Raw genomic sequence first — 16952 nt, forward strand, 5'->3', positions numbered from 1 at the left:
CGCCGCGTTGTCCTCGGCCGGCGACGCTCCGCGTCGCCTCCCTCGTCCGCCTCGCGATCCTTCCCCTCGGCCCTGGCGGGCCTGGGGAGACCCCACGGCACCGACCACCGCTCCCTGATCCGCCCTGATCGACAGGACACCCCTAGGAAGCGGCCCGGACCCCGGTCGTGACCCCCGTCAGGAGCTCGCGCAGCAGGTCCGCGCCGCGCAGGGTGAGGACCGACTCCGGATGGAACTGGACCCCCGCGACGCCGGCCGCGGAGCGAAGGGCGTGGACCTCGCCCGTCGCCGGATCACGGGCCACCTCCACCCCGTCGGCGGCGAGCCGCGCGGCCAGGGCGTCGTCGCAGTGCGCGGTGTACGTGTTGTAGAAGCCGACCACCTCCCCGGCCCCGAACAGATCGATCCGGGTCTGCGCCCCCTGCGCCGGTTCCGCCTTGCGGATCAGCGGGAGGCCCAGCTCGGCCGCCAACAGCTCGTGGCCCAGGCAGACCCCGACCAGGCCGTGGCGGTGCCCGGCCAGCAGGTCGGCCGCCAGCGCGCGCAGCATCCGCATCCTGGGGTCCGCTGCCTCCGCCGGATTGCCCGGGCCGGGGCCCAGCACGATCGGGCCCTCCCAGGCCAGGGCCGCCGCCCGCAGCCCCGGATCGTCGTAGCGGCGTACGCTCACCTCCAGCCCGGCCACCCTCAGCACGTGTGCCAGCATCGCCGTGAAGGTGTCCTCGCCGTCCACCACCAGCGCGTGTCCGGCCGGGGCCGGGGGCCGCTCCTGCATTCGCAGCCAGAACGGCGCCAGGTCCTGACGGCGCGCCGCCAGGGCCGCCCGCACCCGCGGGTCGTCCGCCAGCCGGGCCCCCTCGAAGGCCGGGCGCGGCGCGGCCGGCCGCACCCCGAGCGCCGCCAGCACCCCCGCCGCCTTCGCATGGGTCTCCGCCACCTCGCCCGCCGGATCCGAGTGCCGCACCAGCGTGGCGCCCACCGGCACCCGCAGCGTGCCGTCCGCCGCGATGTCGGCGGTGCGGATCAGGATGGGGGAGTCGAGGGTCTGCGCCCCCGCCGGGTCCTGGACCAGCAGGGCCAGCGCGCCCGCGTAGTAGCCGCGCCCGCCGGCCTCGTACCGCTCGATGACGCGGCAGGCGTTCTGCACGGGGGATCCGGTGACGGTCGCCGCGAACATGGTTTCGCGCAGCACCTCCCGCACGTCCAGCGAGGACCGGCCGCGCAGCTCGTACTCGGTGTGCGCGAGGTGGGACATCTCCTTCAGCCGCGGTCCGACGACGACCCCGCCCATGTCGCCGACCGTGCACATCATCTTCAGCTCCTCGTCGACCACCATCGACAGTTCCTCGGTCTCCTTGCGGTCGCCGAGGAAGGCGAGGAGGGAGTCGGCCGTCGGCCCCCCGGCCGGATAGCGGTAGGTGCCGCTGATCGGGTTCATCACGACCGTCCCTCCGGACATCCGCACGTGCACCTCCGGGCTGGCGCCGACGAGGGTCCGCTCCCCGGTGTGGACGACGTACGTCCAGTACGCGCCCCGCTCGCCCTCCAGCAGCCGCCGGAACAGCGCGAGCGCGTCGGCCCGGCCGAATCCGTCGATGCGGCCCTCGTAGGTGCGCCGGATGACGAAGTTCGCGCCCTCGCCGCGGCCGATCTCGTCCTCGATGACCCGCCGGACGGTGGCCGCGTACTCCTCGTCGGGGACGTCGAAGCCGCCGCCGTCGACCCGCACCGGGTGCCGCGGCAGCGCGGCCAGCGCCTCGGCGAGCGGGATCTCGTACGCCTCCTCGGCGACCAGCACGCTCAGCGGCGTGCCGTCGTCGCGTACGTCGAAGCCGCGCTCCCGGATCTGCCGGAAGGGGACGAGGGCGAGGGCGGGCAGCTCGCCGACGGGCAGGTCGGCGAGGTGTTCGACTTCGCCCACCTGCCCGATCAGCACCTCGACGGTGTCGTGGTCGCGGCCGGGAGTCCGCCGGCGCAGCAGGGCGAACGGCGGGCAGGCGGGGTCGAGCAGTCGGCTCAGTCGGTCGGGTCGGCTGGGGTTCATGGGGCGGAGCGTCCTTCCGGTGGGAGGAGCGGCCCCTGGATCCGACCACGTGGTCGAAAACGCGGAAGGCCGCCCCTCGGGGCGGCCTTCGCGTCGTGCGTGTCTTCAGGTACGCGCGAGAAGTGGGCCGCCGGGAGCGGGCCACCACCAGTTCTGGTTCGAGTGCGCGTACATGGTGGGCACCTTAGCCCAGACCGCCCCCGCGGGGCAGGATCTGTCTCATGGCGTGAGCTGAACCATGGATTCCGTTCCGCCGGGCGCCCGTGACCTTTGAGCTGGTTCGTCTCACGTTGTGGGCGGGGGGCTGAACGCGGCGTGTGACGCCGTAATGTGTACGAGGTGACCGTGAACGCTGAAAACCAAGCCCTCGCCGCCAAGGCGACCTGGCGAGACCTTCCCGCGGCGCAGCAGCCTTCGTACCCCGATGCCGAGGCTCTGCGCGCTGTCGTCGCGGACCTCGAGTCGTATCCTCCCCTCGTTTTCGCGGGTGAGTGCGACCAGCTGCGTGCCCGTCTGGGAGCCGTCGCCAAGGGCGAGGCGTTCCTGCTCCAGGGCGGCGACTGTGCCGAGGCCTTCGACGGTGTCTCCGCCGACCACATCCGCGCCAAGCTGAAGACGCTGCTCCAGATGAGCGCCGTCCTGACGTACGCCGCCTCCGTGCCCGTCGTCAAGGTCGGCCGCATCGCGGGCCAGTACTCCAAGCCGCGCTCCAAGGACACCGAGACCCGCGACGGCGTCACCCTGCCGACCTACCGCGGCGACTCCGTCAACGGCTTCGCCTTCACCGAAGAGGCCCGGATCCCGGACCCCGAGCGGCTGAAGCGCATGTACAACGCGTCCGCCTCGACGCTCAACCTGGTGCGCGCCTTCACCACCGGTGGCTACGCCGACCTGCGCCAGGTGCACGCCTGGAACCAGGACTTCGTGAAGTCCAGCCCGTCCGGTCAGCGGTACGAGCAGCTCGCGCGCGAGATCGACAACGCGCTGAACTTCATGAAGGCGTGCGGCACCGACCCGGCCGAGTTCAAGGCCGTCGAGTTCTACGCCTCCCACGAGGCGCTGCTGCTCGACTACGAGGGCGCGCTGACCCGCACCGACTCGCGTACCGGCAAGCTGTACGACACCTCCGGCCACATGGTCTGGGTCGGTGAGCGCACCCGCCAGCTGGACCACGCGCACATCGAGTTCTGCTCGCAGATCGCCAACCCGATCGGCATCAAGCTCGGCCCCACCACCACGGTGGACGATGCCCTGACGTACATCGACCGTCTGGACCCCGAGCGCGAGCCGGGCCGGCTGACCTTCGTCGTCCGCATGGGCGCCGACAAGGTCCGCGACAAGCTCCCCGAGCTCGTCGAGAAGGTCACCGCCTCCGGCGCGACCGTCGCCTGGGTCACCGACCCGATGCACGGCAACACCTTCGAGGCGGCCTCCGGCCACAAGACGCGCCGTTTCGACGACGTGCTCGACGAGGTCAAGGGCTTCTTCGAGGTCCACAAGGCACTCGGCACCCACCCGGGCGGCATCCACGTCGAGCTCACCGGTGACGATGTCACCGAGTGCGTGGGCGGCGGCGACGAGATCTTCGTCGACGACCTGCACCAGCGCTACGAGACGGCCTGCGACCCGAGGCTCAACCGCAGCCAGTCCCTTGACCTGGCGTTCCTCGTCGCCGAGATGTACCGCGACCAGTAGAGATCAGTCAGTACCTTCGTACGACAGTGGGGCGCGGATCGATGTGATCCGCGCCCCACTGTCGTATCCAGGGCTTTTAGGCGACCCTAACTTTGGGTACGGTTAGGTAAGCCTCACCGAAATGGGGATGGCTCGTCGAACCGCTGAACCGCTGAACCATTCCGCCCTGGGAGGTGAACCGCGTGTACGTCTGCTCTTGCTTCGGTGTCACCGACAAGCAGGTCAAGGAGCACGCGGCTGCCGGGGCCTGCACCCCGCGTCAGATCGCCTCGGCCACCAAGGCCGGCACCGACTGCGGATCGTGCGTGCGCACCATCCAGGGCATCCTCGGCCGTGGGGCGTGTCCCCGCCGGGAGCTGCTGGAGAAGGGTCAGACGGCGGCCGTGCTCGCCGCGGAGCCGGGTACGGCCCGTTCGGCGGAGCTGGCGGAAGCGGCCTAGAGCCGGTTAGCTCGGCTGCTCGATCTGCTGGGCGAGGTAGTGCGCCTCGCCGAGGGTCTCGATGAGCTCCAGCTGGGTGTCCAGGTAGTCGATGTGGTGCTCCTCGTCTTCGAGGATGTCCTCGAAGAGCCGCGCGGAGGTGACGTCCCCCTTGCCGCGCATGACCTCGATACCCCGCTTGAGGCGGTCGATCGCCTCGACCTCCACCTGGCGGTCCGCCTGGAACATCTCCGTGACCGTCTGTCCGACGCGCACGTGGAAGAGACGCTGGTAGTTCGGCAGACCGTCGAGCATCAGGATGCGCTCGGTGATCTTGTCCGCGTGCTTCATCTCGTCGATGGACTCTTCACGCGTGTACTTGGCGAGCTTGGTCCAGCCCTTGTTGTCCTGGATGCGGTAGTGCAGCCAGTACTGGTTGATGGCCGTCAGCTCGCCGGTCAGCTGCTCGTTCAGAAACTCAAGGACCTCGGGGTCGCCCTGCATCGCAGAGGCTCCTTCCAGGCAATGTCAGCTATGTGACGGGGCAGTTGCGCGCATCCTTGCACCGCCGCCGGGGACCGTCCAGTAAGTGCCTCCTTAGTGGGAGTTACCGCGACTTGCCCGAATCGGCCAAGACCTGGTCATGACCACCCTGCCCAGTCTGTCACCATGGAGTCATGGGTCAGCCGGAAAGCCGGGAATCTCCGGGAGCAGAGCAGCTGGAGCTTCCACCGGGGCAGCGGCTGCAGAGGGGCTGGCCGGTCACCCACTACGGGCCCGTACCCAAGTTCAAGCCGGACCGCTGGGAGTTCCGCGTCTTCGGCGCGACGGCCGACGGGGACAAGCACTGCTGGAACCACGAGGAGTTCACGGCTCTGCCGTTCGACTCCGTCGTGGCCGATCTGCACTGCGTCACGAAGTTCAGCATGCAGGGCGCCGAATGGGGCGGTGTGCTCGCCCGTGAGGTCCTCGCCCTGGCTCCCCCCGCCCCCCAGGTCACGCATGTGATGGTGTGGGCAGAGTACGGCTTCAGCTCCAACCTGCGGCTGGCCGACTTCGCCTCCGACCGGACCGTCTTCGCCACCCACGAGGGCGGTGAACTGCTCACCGCCGAGCACGGTTTCCCGGTACGCCTGGTGGTCCCGCACCTGTACGCCTGGAAGGGCCCCAAGTGGGTCCGCGGCATCGAGTACATGACCGCCGACCGCCGCGGCTTCTGGGAGGAGCGCGGCTACCACAACGTCGGCGACCCGTGGCGCGAGCAGCGCTACTCGTACCAGGAGGAGCCCGGGGAGGGCCCCGAACTGTAGGGGCGCCCCGCGCTCAGTGGTGGTACCGGTGCACGACCGCGTGACCCTTGCCGCGGCCGATCATCCACTTGTTGACCGGGGTCGTGATCACGAAGGCGGCCGCCAGTGCGATCGCCAGGACGATCCAGAACAGCGGCTCCGACAGGTGCGCGTCCATCGCGCCGGGCCACAGGGCGATGACCCCGTTGTCGATCAGCTCCATGACGGCGATGGAAAGGGTGTCCGCGGCCAGCGCCACCCGGATGGCCGTACGCGGGTCGACGCCGGCGGCGAGGACCCCGCGCAGGGTGAGCGCGTAGCCGAAGAAGAACGCGAGGACGATCGCCAGGATCATCGTCGGGACGTTCCCCCAGCCCAGCGCGGTACCGATGATCATGCCGAGCACCTCGCCGATGGCGCATCCGGTGAGGCAGTGGAGGGTGGCCCGGGCGGCCGTGCCCCAGCTGACCGGGCCGCCGGCGCCGTGCGCGGGCGCCGGTGCGGGGTGCTCGTGCGCGGACCCGTGGTGCCCTTCGTGCCCCTCGTGCATGTGCTCCATGACAACCCCCTCGTGGGAACGCCGGGCAGCGGTCCCGTCGACAGGACGGAACCGTATACCCCCTAGGGGTATTCCTCAAGGGAACGATGGATCACTGCGGGCCGCGCAGCTCCTTCAGCAGCGCGACGTCCGCCGCGTGCCCTTCCTTGCCGCCGGGCGTCTCGGTGATCAGCGGCACGCCGTCCATCGCGGGGTGCGTGAACAGCTCCGCGAAGGCGTCCCGGCCGATGTGCCCCTGGCCGATGTTGGCGTGCCGGTCCTTGTGGGCGCCGACGCCCTCCTTGGAATCGTTCGCGTGGACCAGCTTCAGCCGGCCCTCGCCCACCGTGTCCACCAGCAGGTCCAGCATCACCTTCGTCCCGCCCGGCTCCGCCAGATCGTGACCGGCCGCGAAGATGTGGCAGGTGTCCAGGCAGATCCCCAGCTTCGGGTGGTGGTCGAGCGCCTCGAAGTACGGCCCGAAGTCCCAGGTGCGCGAGCACAGCGAGGAGCCCTGCCCGGCCGTGGACTCCAGCAGCAGGAACGGGTCGTCGTCATGCGTCAGCTCGTCCAGCAGCGGCAGCATGTGCTCCCTGACCTGCGCGTACGCCGCCTCCCGCGGGCGGCCACCGGTCGCCGACCCGGTGTGCACGACCACTCCGAGCGCGCCGATCTCGCGGCCGCGGCGCAGCGAATGGCGCAGCGACTCCACCGACTTCTCCACGGTCGCCTCGGTGTGCGAGCCGAAGTTGATCAGATACGGGGCGTGCACGTACGCGGGGATGGACTCGGCCGCGCACTGCGCCCGGAACCGTTCGTCCTGCGCCGGATTGCCGACCGGGGTGGCCCAGCCGCGCGGATTGGCGACGAAGACCTGGACGGCCTCCGCCCCCATCTCCCTGGCGTAGGTCAGACCGACCGAGGCCAGCCCCCCGGCGACGGGGACGTGCCCGCCCACTGGATTGCGCATCACTACGGCTTACAGCCCCTTGGTCTTGATGGTGATCGTGCTGCCCTCGGGGGCGTTCTGCCCGGCCGGCACCGACTGGGTGTCGACCGTGTTGCTGAAGGAGATCAGCGGCCGGTCCACCTTCACCTTGAAGCCGGCGGCCTCCAGCGCCTTGCGGGCCGCGTCCACGTCCTGACCGGTCACGTTCGGGACCGGGATCTGCCGGGGGCCCTTGGACACGGTCAGCGTGACCGTGTCCCCGGCCGCGGCCTGGGTGCCGGCGCCGACCGACTGGTTGGCGACCGTACCGGCCGCGAAGGGGGCGTTGACCTGCTCGGGAGCCGTCGTGACCTTGAGGCCCACGGCCTCCAGGGTCGCCTTCGCCTGGTCGGCGGGGATCCCGGTCACGCTCGGGACCGGCACCGGGCGGCCCTTGCTGACGACCAGCGAGACCGCCGTGTCGGGCGCCCGCTTCTCGCCGCCGGCCGGATTGGTGCTGATCACCGAACCCTGGGCGATGTCCTGGCTGAAGGCCTGCGTCACCATGCCCGGCGCCAGCCCGGACTGCGTCAGCTCGGCGGTCGCCTCCTCCAGGGGCCGGCCCTTCAGGTTGGGCACGGCCACGACCTCGGGGCCGCGGGAGATCGTGATGGTCACCGCCCCGTTGCCGCGGATCCGCCGGCCGCCCGGGGGATCGGTGTTCATCACCGTCCCGCGGTCGAAGGCGTCGCTGAACTTCCGGTCCACCCCCTTCACCCCGAGCCCGGCCGCGGACAGCTGGGAGCGGGCCTGCGCCTCGGTCTTGCCGAGCAGGTTGGGGACCTTGGTGAACTGCCCGGAGTTGATGTACCAGACGCCGACCCCGAGCCCCAGCGCGAGCAGCACGCCCGCGATCACGAGCAGCACCCCGCGACGGGGCCGCCGCGCGGAGGCCGCCGGCCGGTGCGCGGGCGGAGCGGGCGGCGCCGACGGCATCTCCAGGCGGGAGGTGTGCTGCACGGGCTGCTGCGCGGACACCGGACGCGGGATCACACCCGTACGGTCCTCGGCGGACGAGCGCTCCTCGGCGCGCGCCTGCGGGGGCACGGCGTCCAGCTCGGCGTCGCTGAGCAGCGCGCGGGCCTCGCGGGTGAGGCCGAGCAGCGCGGCCGCGTCGTAGGGACGCAGGTCGGGATTGCGGGCGGCGGCCTGCGCGACCAGCTCGTCGAGCCCGACGGCGAGCCCCGGGACCACGGCGGACGGGGGCGGGACGTCCTCGTGCAGGTGCTGGTAGAGCACCTGCGCGGCGGTGCCGCCGAGGTGGGGCTTGGAGCCGGTGAGCATCTCGTAGAGGACGACACCGCAGGCGTAGACGTCCACGCGGGTGTCGGCGATGCCGTTCTCGATCTGCTCGGGGGCCAGGTAGGAGACGGTGCCGAGGACGGAGCCGGTGGTGTTGGTCACCGAGTCGACCGACCGGACCAGCCCGAAGTCCGCGACCTTCACCCGGCCGTCGTCCCCGATCAGCACGTTCTCGGGCTTCATGTCGCGGTGGACGAAGCCGGCCCGGTGGGCGGCGCCGAGGGCGGCGAGGACCGGTTCGAGGATGTCGAGGGCGGCCCGGGGCTGGAGCGCGCCGCGCTCGCGGAGCACGTCGCGCAGCGTGCAGCCGGAGACGTACTCCATGGCCAGGTACACGTACGGCCCGTCCGTGCCCTGGTCGAAGACGGCGACCACGTTCGGGTGCGCGAGCCGGGCGACGGACTTCGCCTCGCGGATGAACCGGTCGACGAAGGCGGCGTCGGCGGCGAGGGCCGGGTGCATCACCTTCAGGGCGAGCACACGGTCGAGGCGGGTGTCGAGGGCCCGGTAGACCGTGGCCATGCCGCCGGCCGCGATGCGGGCGTCGATGCGGTAGCGGCCGTCGAGCACGCGCCCGACGAGGGGGTCATCCAGGGTCGTATCCACCCGCCGATTCTACGAGCCACCACGCGGCGACCGTCCTGGGCGGGTCGCCTTGCAGCGCAGCTGTGACGCGGGGGCGGGGCGGGGGCGGGGCGGGGGCTTCGCAAGACGGGAGCGGCCGGGGCGGGGTCGGGGAGGTGGGGCGGGGGTTTCGGGGGTCGGGATCCTCTTGCCCGGAATCAGGGATGGGTATGGGGGTTTCCCGTCAGTCCCATCGTCCCTCCGTGTCGGGCCGGTCCCTCAAGGGCGCTCCTTCGTCGCGTCACTGCGTGATGGCCTTCGGCCACCCTTGACCGACCGTCCCGCCCCGGAGAAACGAAAGACTGCCGGGAAGCCCCCAAAGGAACGGGCCGGGAGTTCCTTTTCAGGGGCGGGGCGGCCAGAGATGTGCTGCCCGGTCGGGCGCGAAGAGCCACGGTCGAGAGGCGGGGCCCATCACAGAGCAGGGCCCGTGTCGGGGGAGGCGCGTCCAATCGCTACGCGCTCCCCATCTCTCAGCGTCTCCATCTCGTCCTGGGCTGGACATAGGCCGCCCACGACCCGCAGGCGATCCTCCCGGGAGGCGTCTGACGGCCGGCTGGGGTGAAGAAGGCCGGGACAGCGGCTATGTCGTCGTGGATGCGGGTCAGCGCACATGGACGGCCAGAAAGGCCAACCATTCACCCCAATTGCACCTGTTTGTTCATGGACTTATGGGGTGCTGCTCGCGTTGACCCGGTTCTACGACGGAATAGCCGATCTGCCGGCCGTCTGCCCCTCTCAGCGGCTCTCATCAACCCCTGCCGGCCGTCGGTCGCGGTCGTGGAGAAGCGCGTAGCGATCTGGGGCGGCCTATGTCCAGCCCCAGACGGCCGTCGGACGCTGGGAGATGAGGAGCGCGTAGCGATTGGATGCGCTTCCCCCGACCCGGCGATCGGTCCGAATGGGCCCCGCCTCGGGAGCAAGCCCCTACGCCCGACCAGGTCGCGGATCTCTGATCGCCCCGTCCTGATCCTTGAACGCCCGGCCCGTTCCTTTGGGGGTTTCCCGGCAGTCTTCGTATGTCCGGGGCGGGACGGTCGGTCAAGGGTGGCCGAAGGCCATCGCGAAGCGACGCGACGAAGGAGCGCCCTTGAGGGACCGGCCCGAACCGGAGAGACGATGAGACTGACGGGAAACCCCCATACGCCTCCCTGATTCCGATCAAGCGGCTCCCGCACGCCCCGAAGCCACCCCGACACCATCCGGCTCCGCCCATCCGGCTCCCGCCCCCCGAAGCCACCGCCCGCCCCGCCTCAGAACGCCGGCCGCTCCGGGTCCAGGCTGGCGCGGCCTTCCGTGGGGGAGGAGGCTTCGGCGAAGCGGCGTTGGGGGATGCGGCCCGCGCGGAAGGCGAGGCGGCCCGCCGAGACGGCGTCGCGCATGGCCGACGCCATGAGGACCGGCTCCTGCGCGCGGGTCACCGCCGAGGCCAGCATCACCGCCGCGCAGCCCAGTTCCATCGCCAGGGCCGCGTCCGACGCCGTGCCCGCGCCCGCGTCCAGGATGACCGGGACCGATGCGCGCTCCGTGATCAGCTCGAAGTTGTGCGGGTTGCGGATGCCCATGCCGGACCCGATGGGGGACCCGAGCGGCATGATCGCCGCGCAGCCCACGTCCTCCAGCTTCCGTGCGAGCACCGGGTCGTCATTGGTGTACGGGAGGACCGTGAAGCCCTCGTCCACCAGGATCTCGGCGGCGTCCAGCAGTTCGACGCCGTCCGGCAGGAGGGTCCGTTCGTCCGCGACCACCTCCAGCTTGATCCAGTCCGTGCCGAGCGCCTCACGGGCCAGCCGGGCCGTGAGGACGGCCTCGCCCGCCGTGAAGCAGCCCGCCGTGTTGGGGAGGACCGAGATGCCGAGCTTGGTCAGCACGGACAGGACGGAGCCCTGGACGGTGGGGTCCAGCCGCCGCATCGCGACCGTGGTGAGTTCGGTGCCGGACGCGACGAGGGCGCGTTCCAGGACGTCCAGGCTCGGGGCCCCGCCCGTGCCCATGATCAGGCGGGAGGTGAAGGTCCGCCCGCCGAGGGTGAAGAGGTCGTCCGCCATGCCGCTCAGCCCCCCTGTACCGCGGTCAGGATCTCGACCCGGTCGCCGTCGCCCACGATGGTGGCCGGCCACTGCCCGCGCGGGACCACGGTCTCGTTGAGTGCGGCGGCGACCCCGGAGGGGGCGGTGGTCAGGGTGGCGACCACCGTGTCGAGGGTGGCGCCGGCCGCGACCTCGCGCGGCTCGCCGTTGACGGAGATGGTCATGCGTACGACTCCTGACGTGCGGCGGAGAACCGGCGGGGGGTGAAGGGGCGCGCGATCTCCGGCAGTTCGCCGGTGGCCAGCAGCTCGGCGAGGATCTCGCCGGTGAGCGGGGTCAGCAGCACCCCGTTGCGGTAGTGCCCGGTGGCCAGGTGCAGGCCCGGCAGGTCGGTCGGGCCGAGCAGCGGGGCGTTGTCGGGGGATCCGGGGCGCAGCCCCGCCCGGGTCTCGGTGAGCGGGAGTTCGGTGATGCCGGGGACCAGTTCGTGGGCGTCGCGCAGGAGTTCGTAGACCCCGCCCGCGGTGACGGTGGTGTCCCAGCCGAGTTCCTCGCTGGTGGCGCCGACGACGAGTTCGCCGTTCTCGCGCGGCACCAGGTAGACGTGGCTGCCGCGTACGACGGCCCGTACGGTCCGCGACAGGAACGGCGCGTACGCCGCCGGCACGGTGAGCCGCAGGACCTGCCCCTTGACCGGCCGTACGGGGGCCGCGACCTCCGGCGGTACGCCCGCCAGCCGGCCGGTGAACGAGCCCGCGGCGAGGACCACCTGGTCGGCGAGCAGCTCCGTGCCGTCGTCGAGGAGAGCTCCGGTCGCCCGGTCGGTGGTGGTGAGCAGCCGCTCCGCGCCGGTCCGGTGGATGGTCACGCCGGCGCGTTCGCAGGCGGCCAGCAGGGCGGCCGCGAGCCGGCGGGGATCGACCTGGTGGTCGCCGTCGACGCGCAGGCCGCCGCGTACGCCCGGGGCGAGCATGGGCTCCAGGCGGCGGCACTCGCGGCCGGTGAGCCACTCGGACTCCAGGCCGCAGCGGCGTTGCAGGGCGTGCAGTTCGCGCAGGTGGAGGCGGTCGTCGGAGTCGAGGGCGACGGCGAGGGTGCCGCAGGCGCGGTAGCCGATGTCCAGGCCGCCGCTGGCTTCGGCGAGCTCGGCGGCGAACTGCGGATAGCGGGCGGCGGAGGCGAGGCCGAGGCCCAGCAGGGTTTCCTCGCCGTAGTGCAGTTCGGTGACGGGGGCGAGCATGCCGGCCGCGACCTGGGCGGCGCCGCCGCCGGGTGCGGGGTCGGCGAGTACGGTGCTCAGTCCGCGCGCGGCGGCCCGCCAGGCGGTGACCAGGCCGATGATTCCGCCCCCGATGACGAGGACGTCGGATCCCTTCCGAGATGTTCGGGATGAGTGCATGGGCGTCCAGCCCCTCCCTTCGCCGGCATGACCCGGATCAGGTTCGTACGGTCGGAGGCCGGCCAGCCTCCCTCTCAGCCCGGTGCGCCGGACTCCCGCGATAGGTACGGTGGCCAGACTAACCCGGCGGTGGATGGCGGGTAAGGCGGCACCTATTCCTGACGGAGCGTCAGATGATTAGGGTGGCGGCGTGAGCGAGCAGACGGAACAGAATCAGCACGGCGTCGTGATCGTCGGCGCCGGAATGGCCGGGGTGCAGACCGCGGTGGCCCTGCGCGAACAGGGCTACACCGGCCGCGTGACCCTGCTGGGAGCCGAACCCCACCAGCCCTACGACCGGCCCCCGCTGTCCAAGGCGGTACTCCTCGGCAAGGCCGAGGACTCCGCCTTCGACGTGGACTTCGAAGGCCTCGACATCGACCTCAGGCTCGGCACCGAGGTCACCGGACTGCGTGCCGCCGTCCACGAGCTGGACACCGAGGCCGGACCGGTCCCGTACGGGACCCTCGTACTGGCGACCGGCGCGCAGCCGCTGACCCTCCCCGGGACCGAGGGCGTCCCGGGCGTCCACCTGCTGCGCACCCTGGACGACGCGGCCCGGCTGCGCCCGGTGCTGGCCGCGTCGCCCCGGGCCGTGGTCGTCGGCGCGGGCTGGATCGGCGCCGAGTTCGCCACCGCCGCCCGGGAGGCGGGCTGCGAGGTCACCGTGGTCGAGGCGGCGGACCGGGTGCTGGCGGGGGCGCTGCCCGCCGAGGTCACCGAGCCGATGGCGCGCTGGTACCGGGAGGCGGGCGCGGAGCTGATCACCGGGGCGAAGGTCGCCGGGATCGAGGAGGGGCGGGTCCTGCTGGCGGACGGGCGGACCCTGCCCGCCGGCGCGGTGGTGGTGGGCATCGGCGCGCGCCCCGCCACCGCATGGCTGGACGGGACCGGCGTGGAGCGCGGCCCCGACGGCTCGGTCACCGCGGACGCGTACCTGCGGACCTCGCTGCCCGGGGTGTACGCGGTCGGCGACTGCGCCTCCTTCCCGTCCGGGCGGTACGGGACGCGGCTGCTCGTGCACCACTGGGACAACGCGCTCCAGGGGCCGCGGACGGTCGCGGCGAACATCCTGGCCGGGGAGCCGGCCCAGATCTACGACCCGGTGCCGTACTTCTGGTCGGAGCAGTTCGGGCGCTTCGTGCAGTACGCCGGACACCACGGCGGGGCCGACACCCTGCTCCTGCGCGGGGACCCGGCCGGTCCCGCCTGGTCGGTGTGCTGGCTGCGCGGCGGCGCACTCGTCGCCGTCCTGGCCGTGGGACGCCCCCGCGACCTGGCGCAGGGCCGCAAGCTCATCGAGACGGGGGTGCCGGTCGACCCCGCCAAGGTCTCCGACCCCGGAACCCCGCTGAAGTCGGCCACGGCCTGACGGCCGCCGGCGGGGCCGGAAATCCAGCCCCGCCGGCGTTTGAGGCGCGGGGTCCGGGGCGGAGCCCTGGCACGGGCCGCGACCCGGACGGGGCTGCTCAGGTACCGGCGGCGGAGCCGAGATGGCAGGCTTGTGCCTGTGACCGAGATTGACGCAAAGATCGATGCCCTTGTCCCCTCGTGGCTGTACCTCCCCGACATCGCGGAGATGCTGAACATCGAGGTGACCCGGGTCCGCCAGATGGTCAAGGAAGGGCAGCTCATCGCCGTCCGCCGGGGCGAGAACCGCTCCCTGCAGGTACCGGCCCCCTTCATCGACGGCGACAAGGTCGTCAAGGGCCTCGTCGGCCTGCTGACCGTGCTGCGCGACGACCGTTTCACCGAGGAGGAGATCCTCGAATGGCTCTTCACCGAGGATCCGACCCTGCCCGGCACCCCCGTGCAGGCGCTGAGCGAGAATCGCGGCACGGAGGTGAAGCGCCGCGCTCAGGCGCTCGCCCTCTGACCTGATCGCCTTCGCTCCACAGCGGTGTACGGGCCCACGGCCGCGGCCCCGGCCCGTACACCGCATCCATCACGGGGGGTACACCCATGCAGCTGTCCGACGCCCGGCTCTACCTCTGCACGGACGCCCGCAAGCGCCAGGGTGACCTCCCCGCATTCCTCGACGCCGTCCTGTCCTCGGGCGTGGACATCGTCCAGCTCCGCGACAAGGGCATGGAGGCGGGGGAGGAGCTCGAACACCTCCAGGTCTTCTTCGAGGCCGCCCGCCGCCACGGCAAGCTCCTCGCCGTGAACGACCGCGCCGACGTCGCCCACGCCATCGGCTCCGACGTCCTGCACCTCGGCCAGGGCGACATCCCCGTCCCCGCCGCCCGCGCCATCCTCGGCGAGCGGGTGCTGATCGGCCGGTCCTGCCACGCCGAGGACGAGGTCGACGCAGCCGTCGCCGAAGCCGGCGTGGACTACTTCTGCACCGGCCCCTGCTGGCCCACCCCCACCAAGCCCGGCCGCCACGCCCCGGGCCTGGACCTGGTCCGGTACGCGGCCTCCCTGGAACAGGACCGCCCCTGGTTCGCCATCGGCGGCATCGACGGCTCGAACCTGGACCAGGTGCTGGACGCCGGAGCCACCCGCATCGTGGTCGTCCGCGCCCTCACCGAGGCCACCGACCCCGGCGCGGCCGCCGCGGAGCTCGCCAAGCGGGTCCGGGCCCGCCTCGGCTGATTCCCGGCCGCCCGGCCGGCGGGCGGTCGCGTTCCCCCGTACGGACGCCTTCCGGCCAGAGCAGGCCCTCCAAGTGTCCAAAAACGTGTCCAAAACGTGGACAAGGCTTCGGTGTCCGCCGGGCCGCGTCTAACCTGCCCACATGGCCTCTGGTACCGCTTCCACCTGGTCGGATCGTGCACACACGGTCCGCGACCTCCTCGCGTCCGGGCGCTCGTACTCCTTCGAGTTCTGGGCCCCGAAGACGGAGAAGGGCGAACGCAACCTCTGGAACGCCCTGCGCCGGGTCGAGGCGGTATCCCCCAGTTTCGTCTCCGTGACCTACGGAGCCGGCGGCTCCACCCGCGGCGGCACCGTCAAGGCCACCCAGGAAATCGCCGCCGACACCACCCTGACTCCCGTCGCGCACCTCACCGCCGTGGACCACTCGGTCGCCGAGCTGCGCAATGTCATCGGGCAGTTCGCGGACGCCGGGATCCGGAACATGCTCGTCGTGCGCGGAGACCCGCCGGGTGACCCGATGGGCGAGTGGGTGGCGCACCCCGAGGGCGTGCACTACGCCGCCGACCTGGTCCGGCTGGTCAAGGAGTCCGGCGACTTCTGCGTCGGCGTCGCCGCCTTCCCCGAGATGCACCCGCGTTCGGCGGACTGGGACACGGACATCCGGCACTTCGTGGACAAGTGCCACGCCGGTGCCGACTACGCGATCACCCAGATGTTCTTCGATCCGGAGAATTATCTGCGGCTGCGCGACAGCGTCGAAAAGGCGGGCTGCGAGACCCCGATCATCCCCGAGGTCATGCCTGTTGTGGGTATCAAGCAGCTCGACCGACTGCCCCAGCTCAGCAACGCGGTCTTCCCCGCAGACGTGAAAGAGCGCATGCTCGCCGTCAAGGACGACCCGGCCGCTGTACGCTCCATTGGCATCGAGTTCGCCACGGAGTTCTGCGCGCGACTGCTGTCCGAGGGTGTCCCGGGGCTGCACTTCATCACGCTCAACAATTCCACGGCGACTCTCGAAATCTACGAGAACCTGGGCCTGCACCAGCGGGCCTGAGCGGCCGCCTCCCGTTCCCGCGCCGGCGGCCGTACCGAGAGGGGCCATGCATGGGAATGACGGTCCTCTACATCGCGTTCGGTTTCGTCGCGCTGTGGCTGCTTGCCGAGGTCCTGATGCAGTACAAGGCCCGGCTCCGCTGGCGCCTGCTCGCCTTCGCCGGCTTCCTCGGCGTGGTCGCCGGGGTGATACTGCCGTCGGTGCCGGTCATCGGCGCCGGCGCGCTCGCGTTCGCCGTGGGCCAGACCCTGGTGACGCTGTCCTTCCGCAAGGGCTTCGTCGCCGGCTGGGCGCTGCGCCGCGGCGGACAGCCCGTACGGCAGACGCGCCGCCGCCGGGCCGCGGGCACCAAGCAGGAGCCAGCCCTCCAGGTCACCGCGCTGCAGTACGAGGACACCGACACCGGCGGCGCCGGGGACGGGGCCCCGGAGGAGCGGTCGTTCCGGGACGCGCCCCCGGCGGTCTACAGCCCGGAGCCGGTCCCCGAGGAATCCGGGTCCTACGGGATACAGAGTCTCGCGCCCGAGGCCGACCGGACGGCGGCCTTCGCCTCGCCGTTCACCACGGCCGAGCAGGACGCCCACCAGTACGCGGCGTACTACGACCAGCAGAACCAGGGCGGCTACGACTACTCGGGCGGCTACCCGACGGGCGACCAGCAGCAGGTCTACGCCGCCTACTCGGACCCGTACATCGGCACCGGCGGCGGCATGGCCCCGCCCCAGCAGTACGACTACACCCCGTACGCCGACTACGGGCAGCAGCAGTACTCCACGGACACCCCGCCCGGCGGGGTCTGGGTCCCGCAGCAGCGGTCCACCGACGGGGCCGGCCAGTCCTACCCGATGGAGGACCAGGGCGAGCCGCCGCAGCAGCAGCAGTACCCGTACCCCCAGCAGGGCGGGTACGAGCAATACCGCTACTGACGGC

At 71.7% G+C, this 16952-nt stretch carries 16 protein-coding genes and 1 riboswitch; of the genes, 8 read left to right on the forward strand and 8 right to left on the reverse strand.

What is annotated here, in order from left to right; genetic code table 11:
• Positions 1–142 precede the first annotated feature (142 nt).
• On the reverse strand, positions 143–2044 hold the full coding sequence (locus tag ACFY0D_RS36685; RefSeq protein WP_390802235.1) for an anthranilate synthase family protein: 1902 nt from the start codon (positions 2042–2044) through the stop codon (positions 143–145).
• 339 nt (positions 2045–2383) lie between these two features.
• On the opposite strand from ACFY0D_RS36685, the gene ACFY0D_RS36690 reads away from it, so the two are divergent.
• Both ACFY0D_RS36690 and ACFY0D_RS36695 read left to right on the forward strand, forming a co-directional pair.
• Entirely contained in the window at positions 2384–3739 is a 1356-nt protein-coding gene (locus ACFY0D_RS36690) for a class II 3-deoxy-7-phosphoheptulonate synthase (RefSeq protein ID WP_390802236.1), read from the forward strand.
• A 182-nt stretch (positions 3740–3921) separates the two neighbouring features.
• Positions 3922–4179 carry a bacterioferritin-associated ferredoxin gene (locus ACFY0D_RS36695; protein ID WP_037864914.1) on the forward strand — a complete coding sequence of 86 codons (258 nt, stop codon included), beginning with the start codon at positions 3922–3924 and terminating at the stop codon, positions 4177–4179.
• 6 nt (positions 4180–4185) lie between these two features.
• Here the strand turns inward: ACFY0D_RS36695 and bfr are convergent, their stop codons facing one another.
• Positions 4186–4662 carry a bacterioferritin gene (gene bfr, locus ACFY0D_RS36700; RefSeq protein ID WP_301371661.1) on the reverse strand — a complete coding sequence of 159 codons (477 nt, stop codon included), beginning with the start codon at positions 4660–4662 and terminating at the stop codon, positions 4186–4188.
• A gap of 173 nt (positions 4663–4835) precedes the next feature.
• Between bfr and ACFY0D_RS36705 the strand changes: the two genes are divergently transcribed.
• A complete protein-coding gene (locus tag ACFY0D_RS36705; protein ID WP_390802237.1) occupies positions 4836–5468 on the forward strand; it encodes a sulfite oxidase-like oxidoreductase in 633 nt (210 codons plus the stop codon).
• 13 nt (positions 5469–5481) lie between these two features.
• On the opposite strand, the gene ACFY0D_RS36710 is transcribed toward ACFY0D_RS36705, so the two are convergent.
• The 6 genes from ACFY0D_RS36710 to thiO form a co-directional block, all read right to left on the reverse strand.
• A complete protein-coding gene (locus ACFY0D_RS36710) occupies positions 5482–6006 on the reverse strand; it encodes a DUF4396 domain-containing protein (RefSeq protein ID WP_390802238.1) in 525 nt (174 codons plus the stop codon).
• A gap of 91 nt (positions 6007–6097) precedes the next feature.
• Entirely contained in the window at positions 6098–6955 is an 858-nt protein-coding gene (locus tag ACFY0D_RS36715; RefSeq protein WP_390802239.1) for a deoxyribonuclease IV, read from the reverse strand.
• Between the two features lie 9 nt (positions 6956–6964).
• Positions 6965–8881, reverse strand: a complete 1917-nt coding sequence (gene pknB, locus ACFY0D_RS36720) for a Stk1 family PASTA domain-containing Ser/Thr kinase (protein WP_390802240.1) — start codon at positions 8879–8881, stop codon at positions 6965–6967.
• Positions 8882–10152: 1271 nt separating this feature from the next.
• A complete protein-coding gene (locus tag ACFY0D_RS36725; protein ID WP_390802241.1) occupies positions 10153–10947 on the reverse strand; it encodes a thiazole synthase in 795 nt (264 codons plus the stop codon).
• Between the two features lie 5 nt (positions 10948–10952).
• Entirely contained in the window at positions 10953–11153 is a 201-nt protein-coding gene (thiS, locus tag ACFY0D_RS36730; RefSeq protein WP_390802242.1) for a sulfur carrier protein ThiS, read from the reverse strand.
• Positions 11150–12328 (reverse strand): glycine oxidase ThiO, encoded by a 1179-nt coding sequence (gene thiO, locus ACFY0D_RS36735; protein WP_390802243.1) that lies wholly within the window; start codon positions 12326–12328, stop codon positions 11150–11152. The genes thiS and thiO overlap by 4 nt, the downstream gene beginning before the upstream one ends.
• Positions 12326–12437, reverse strand: a riboswitch (TPP riboswitch). Its footprint overlaps the gene before it by 3 nt.
• Before the next feature lie 81 nt (positions 12438–12518).
• Between thiO and ACFY0D_RS36740 the strand changes: the two genes are divergently transcribed.
• The 5 genes from ACFY0D_RS36740 to ACFY0D_RS36760 all read left to right on the forward strand — a co-directional run bounded on the left by ACFY0D_RS36740 (position 12519) and on the right by ACFY0D_RS36760 (position 16948).
• The gene (locus ACFY0D_RS36740) at positions 12519–13739 is read left to right on the forward strand and encodes an NAD(P)/FAD-dependent oxidoreductase (RefSeq protein WP_390802244.1); all 1221 of its coding nucleotides are present in this window, start codon (positions 12519–12521) and stop codon (positions 13737–13739) included.
• A 138-nt stretch (positions 13740–13877) separates the two neighbouring features.
• On the forward strand, positions 13878–14243 hold the full coding sequence (locus tag ACFY0D_RS36745; protein WP_030724382.1) for an Rv2175c family DNA-binding protein: 366 nt from the start codon (positions 13878–13880) through the stop codon (positions 14241–14243).
• A gap of 86 nt (positions 14244–14329) precedes the next feature.
• Complete coding sequence (thiE, locus tag ACFY0D_RS36750; protein WP_390802245.1) at positions 14330–14965, forward strand: thiamine phosphate synthase; 636 nt, start codon at positions 14330–14332, stop codon at positions 14963–14965.
• 142 nt (positions 14966–15107) lie between these two features.
• Positions 15108–16022: a methylenetetrahydrofolate reductase [NAD(P)H] gene (gene metF, locus ACFY0D_RS36755; RefSeq protein ID WP_389113670.1), complete on the forward strand. Its 915-nt coding sequence runs from the start codon at positions 15108–15110 to the stop codon at positions 16020–16022.
• 50 nt (positions 16023–16072) lie between these two features.
• Positions 16073–16948 (forward strand): hypothetical protein, encoded by an 876-nt coding sequence (locus ACFY0D_RS36760; RefSeq protein ID WP_390802246.1) that lies wholly within the window; start codon positions 16073–16075, stop codon positions 16946–16948.
• Positions 16949–16952 lie beyond the last annotated feature (4 nt).

This window comes from Streptomyces sp. NPDC001502, from assembly GCF_042894785.1.
Lineage (GTDB): Bacteria > Actinomycetota > Actinomycetes > Streptomycetales > Streptomycetaceae > Streptomyces > Streptomyces kutzneri.

What these genes read in the sequence shown, in the direction of transcription:
- thiO (WP_390802243.1), bottom strand. Translation starts at nt 12,328, where the DNA reads ATGCACTCATCCCGAACATCTCGGAAGGGATCCGACGTCCTCGTCATC.
- ACFY0D_RS36715 (WP_390802239.1), bottom strand. Translation starts at nt 6,955, where the DNA reads ATGCGCAATCCAGTGGGCGGGCACGTCCCCGTCGCCGGGGGGCTGGCC.
- ACFY0D_RS36760 (WP_390802246.1), top strand. Translation starts at nt 16,073, where the DNA reads ATGGGAATGACGGTCCTCTACATCGCGTTCGGTTTCGTCGCGCTGTGG.
- ACFY0D_RS36710 (WP_390802238.1), bottom strand. Translation starts at nt 6,006, where the DNA reads ATGGAGCACATGCACGAGGGGCACGAAGGGCACCACGGGTCCGCGCAC.
- ACFY0D_RS36725 (WP_390802241.1), bottom strand. Translation starts at nt 10,947, where the DNA reads ATGGCGGACGACCTCTTCACCCTCGGCGGGCGGACCTTCACCTCCCGC.
- metF (WP_389113670.1), top strand. Translation starts at nt 15,108, where the DNA reads ATGGCCTCTGGTACCGCTTCCACCTGGTCGGATCGTGCACACACGGTC.
- thiE (WP_390802245.1), top strand. Translation starts at nt 14,330, where the DNA reads ATGCAGCTGTCCGACGCCCGGCTCTACCTCTGCACGGACGCCCGCAAG.
- bfr (WP_301371661.1), bottom strand. Translation starts at nt 4,662, where the DNA reads ATGCAGGGCGACCCCGAGGTCCTTGAGTTTCTGAACGAGCAGCTGACC.
- ACFY0D_RS36705 (WP_390802237.1), top strand. Translation starts at nt 4,836, where the DNA reads ATGGGTCAGCCGGAAAGCCGGGAATCTCCGGGAGCAGAGCAGCTGGAG.
- ACFY0D_RS36685 (WP_390802235.1), bottom strand. Translation starts at nt 2,044, where the DNA reads ATGAACCCCAGCCGACCCGACCGACTGAGCCGACTGCTCGACCCCGCC.
- thiS (WP_390802242.1), bottom strand. Translation starts at nt 11,153, where the DNA reads ATGACCATCTCCGTCAACGGCGAGCCGCGCGAGGTCGCGGCCGGCGCC.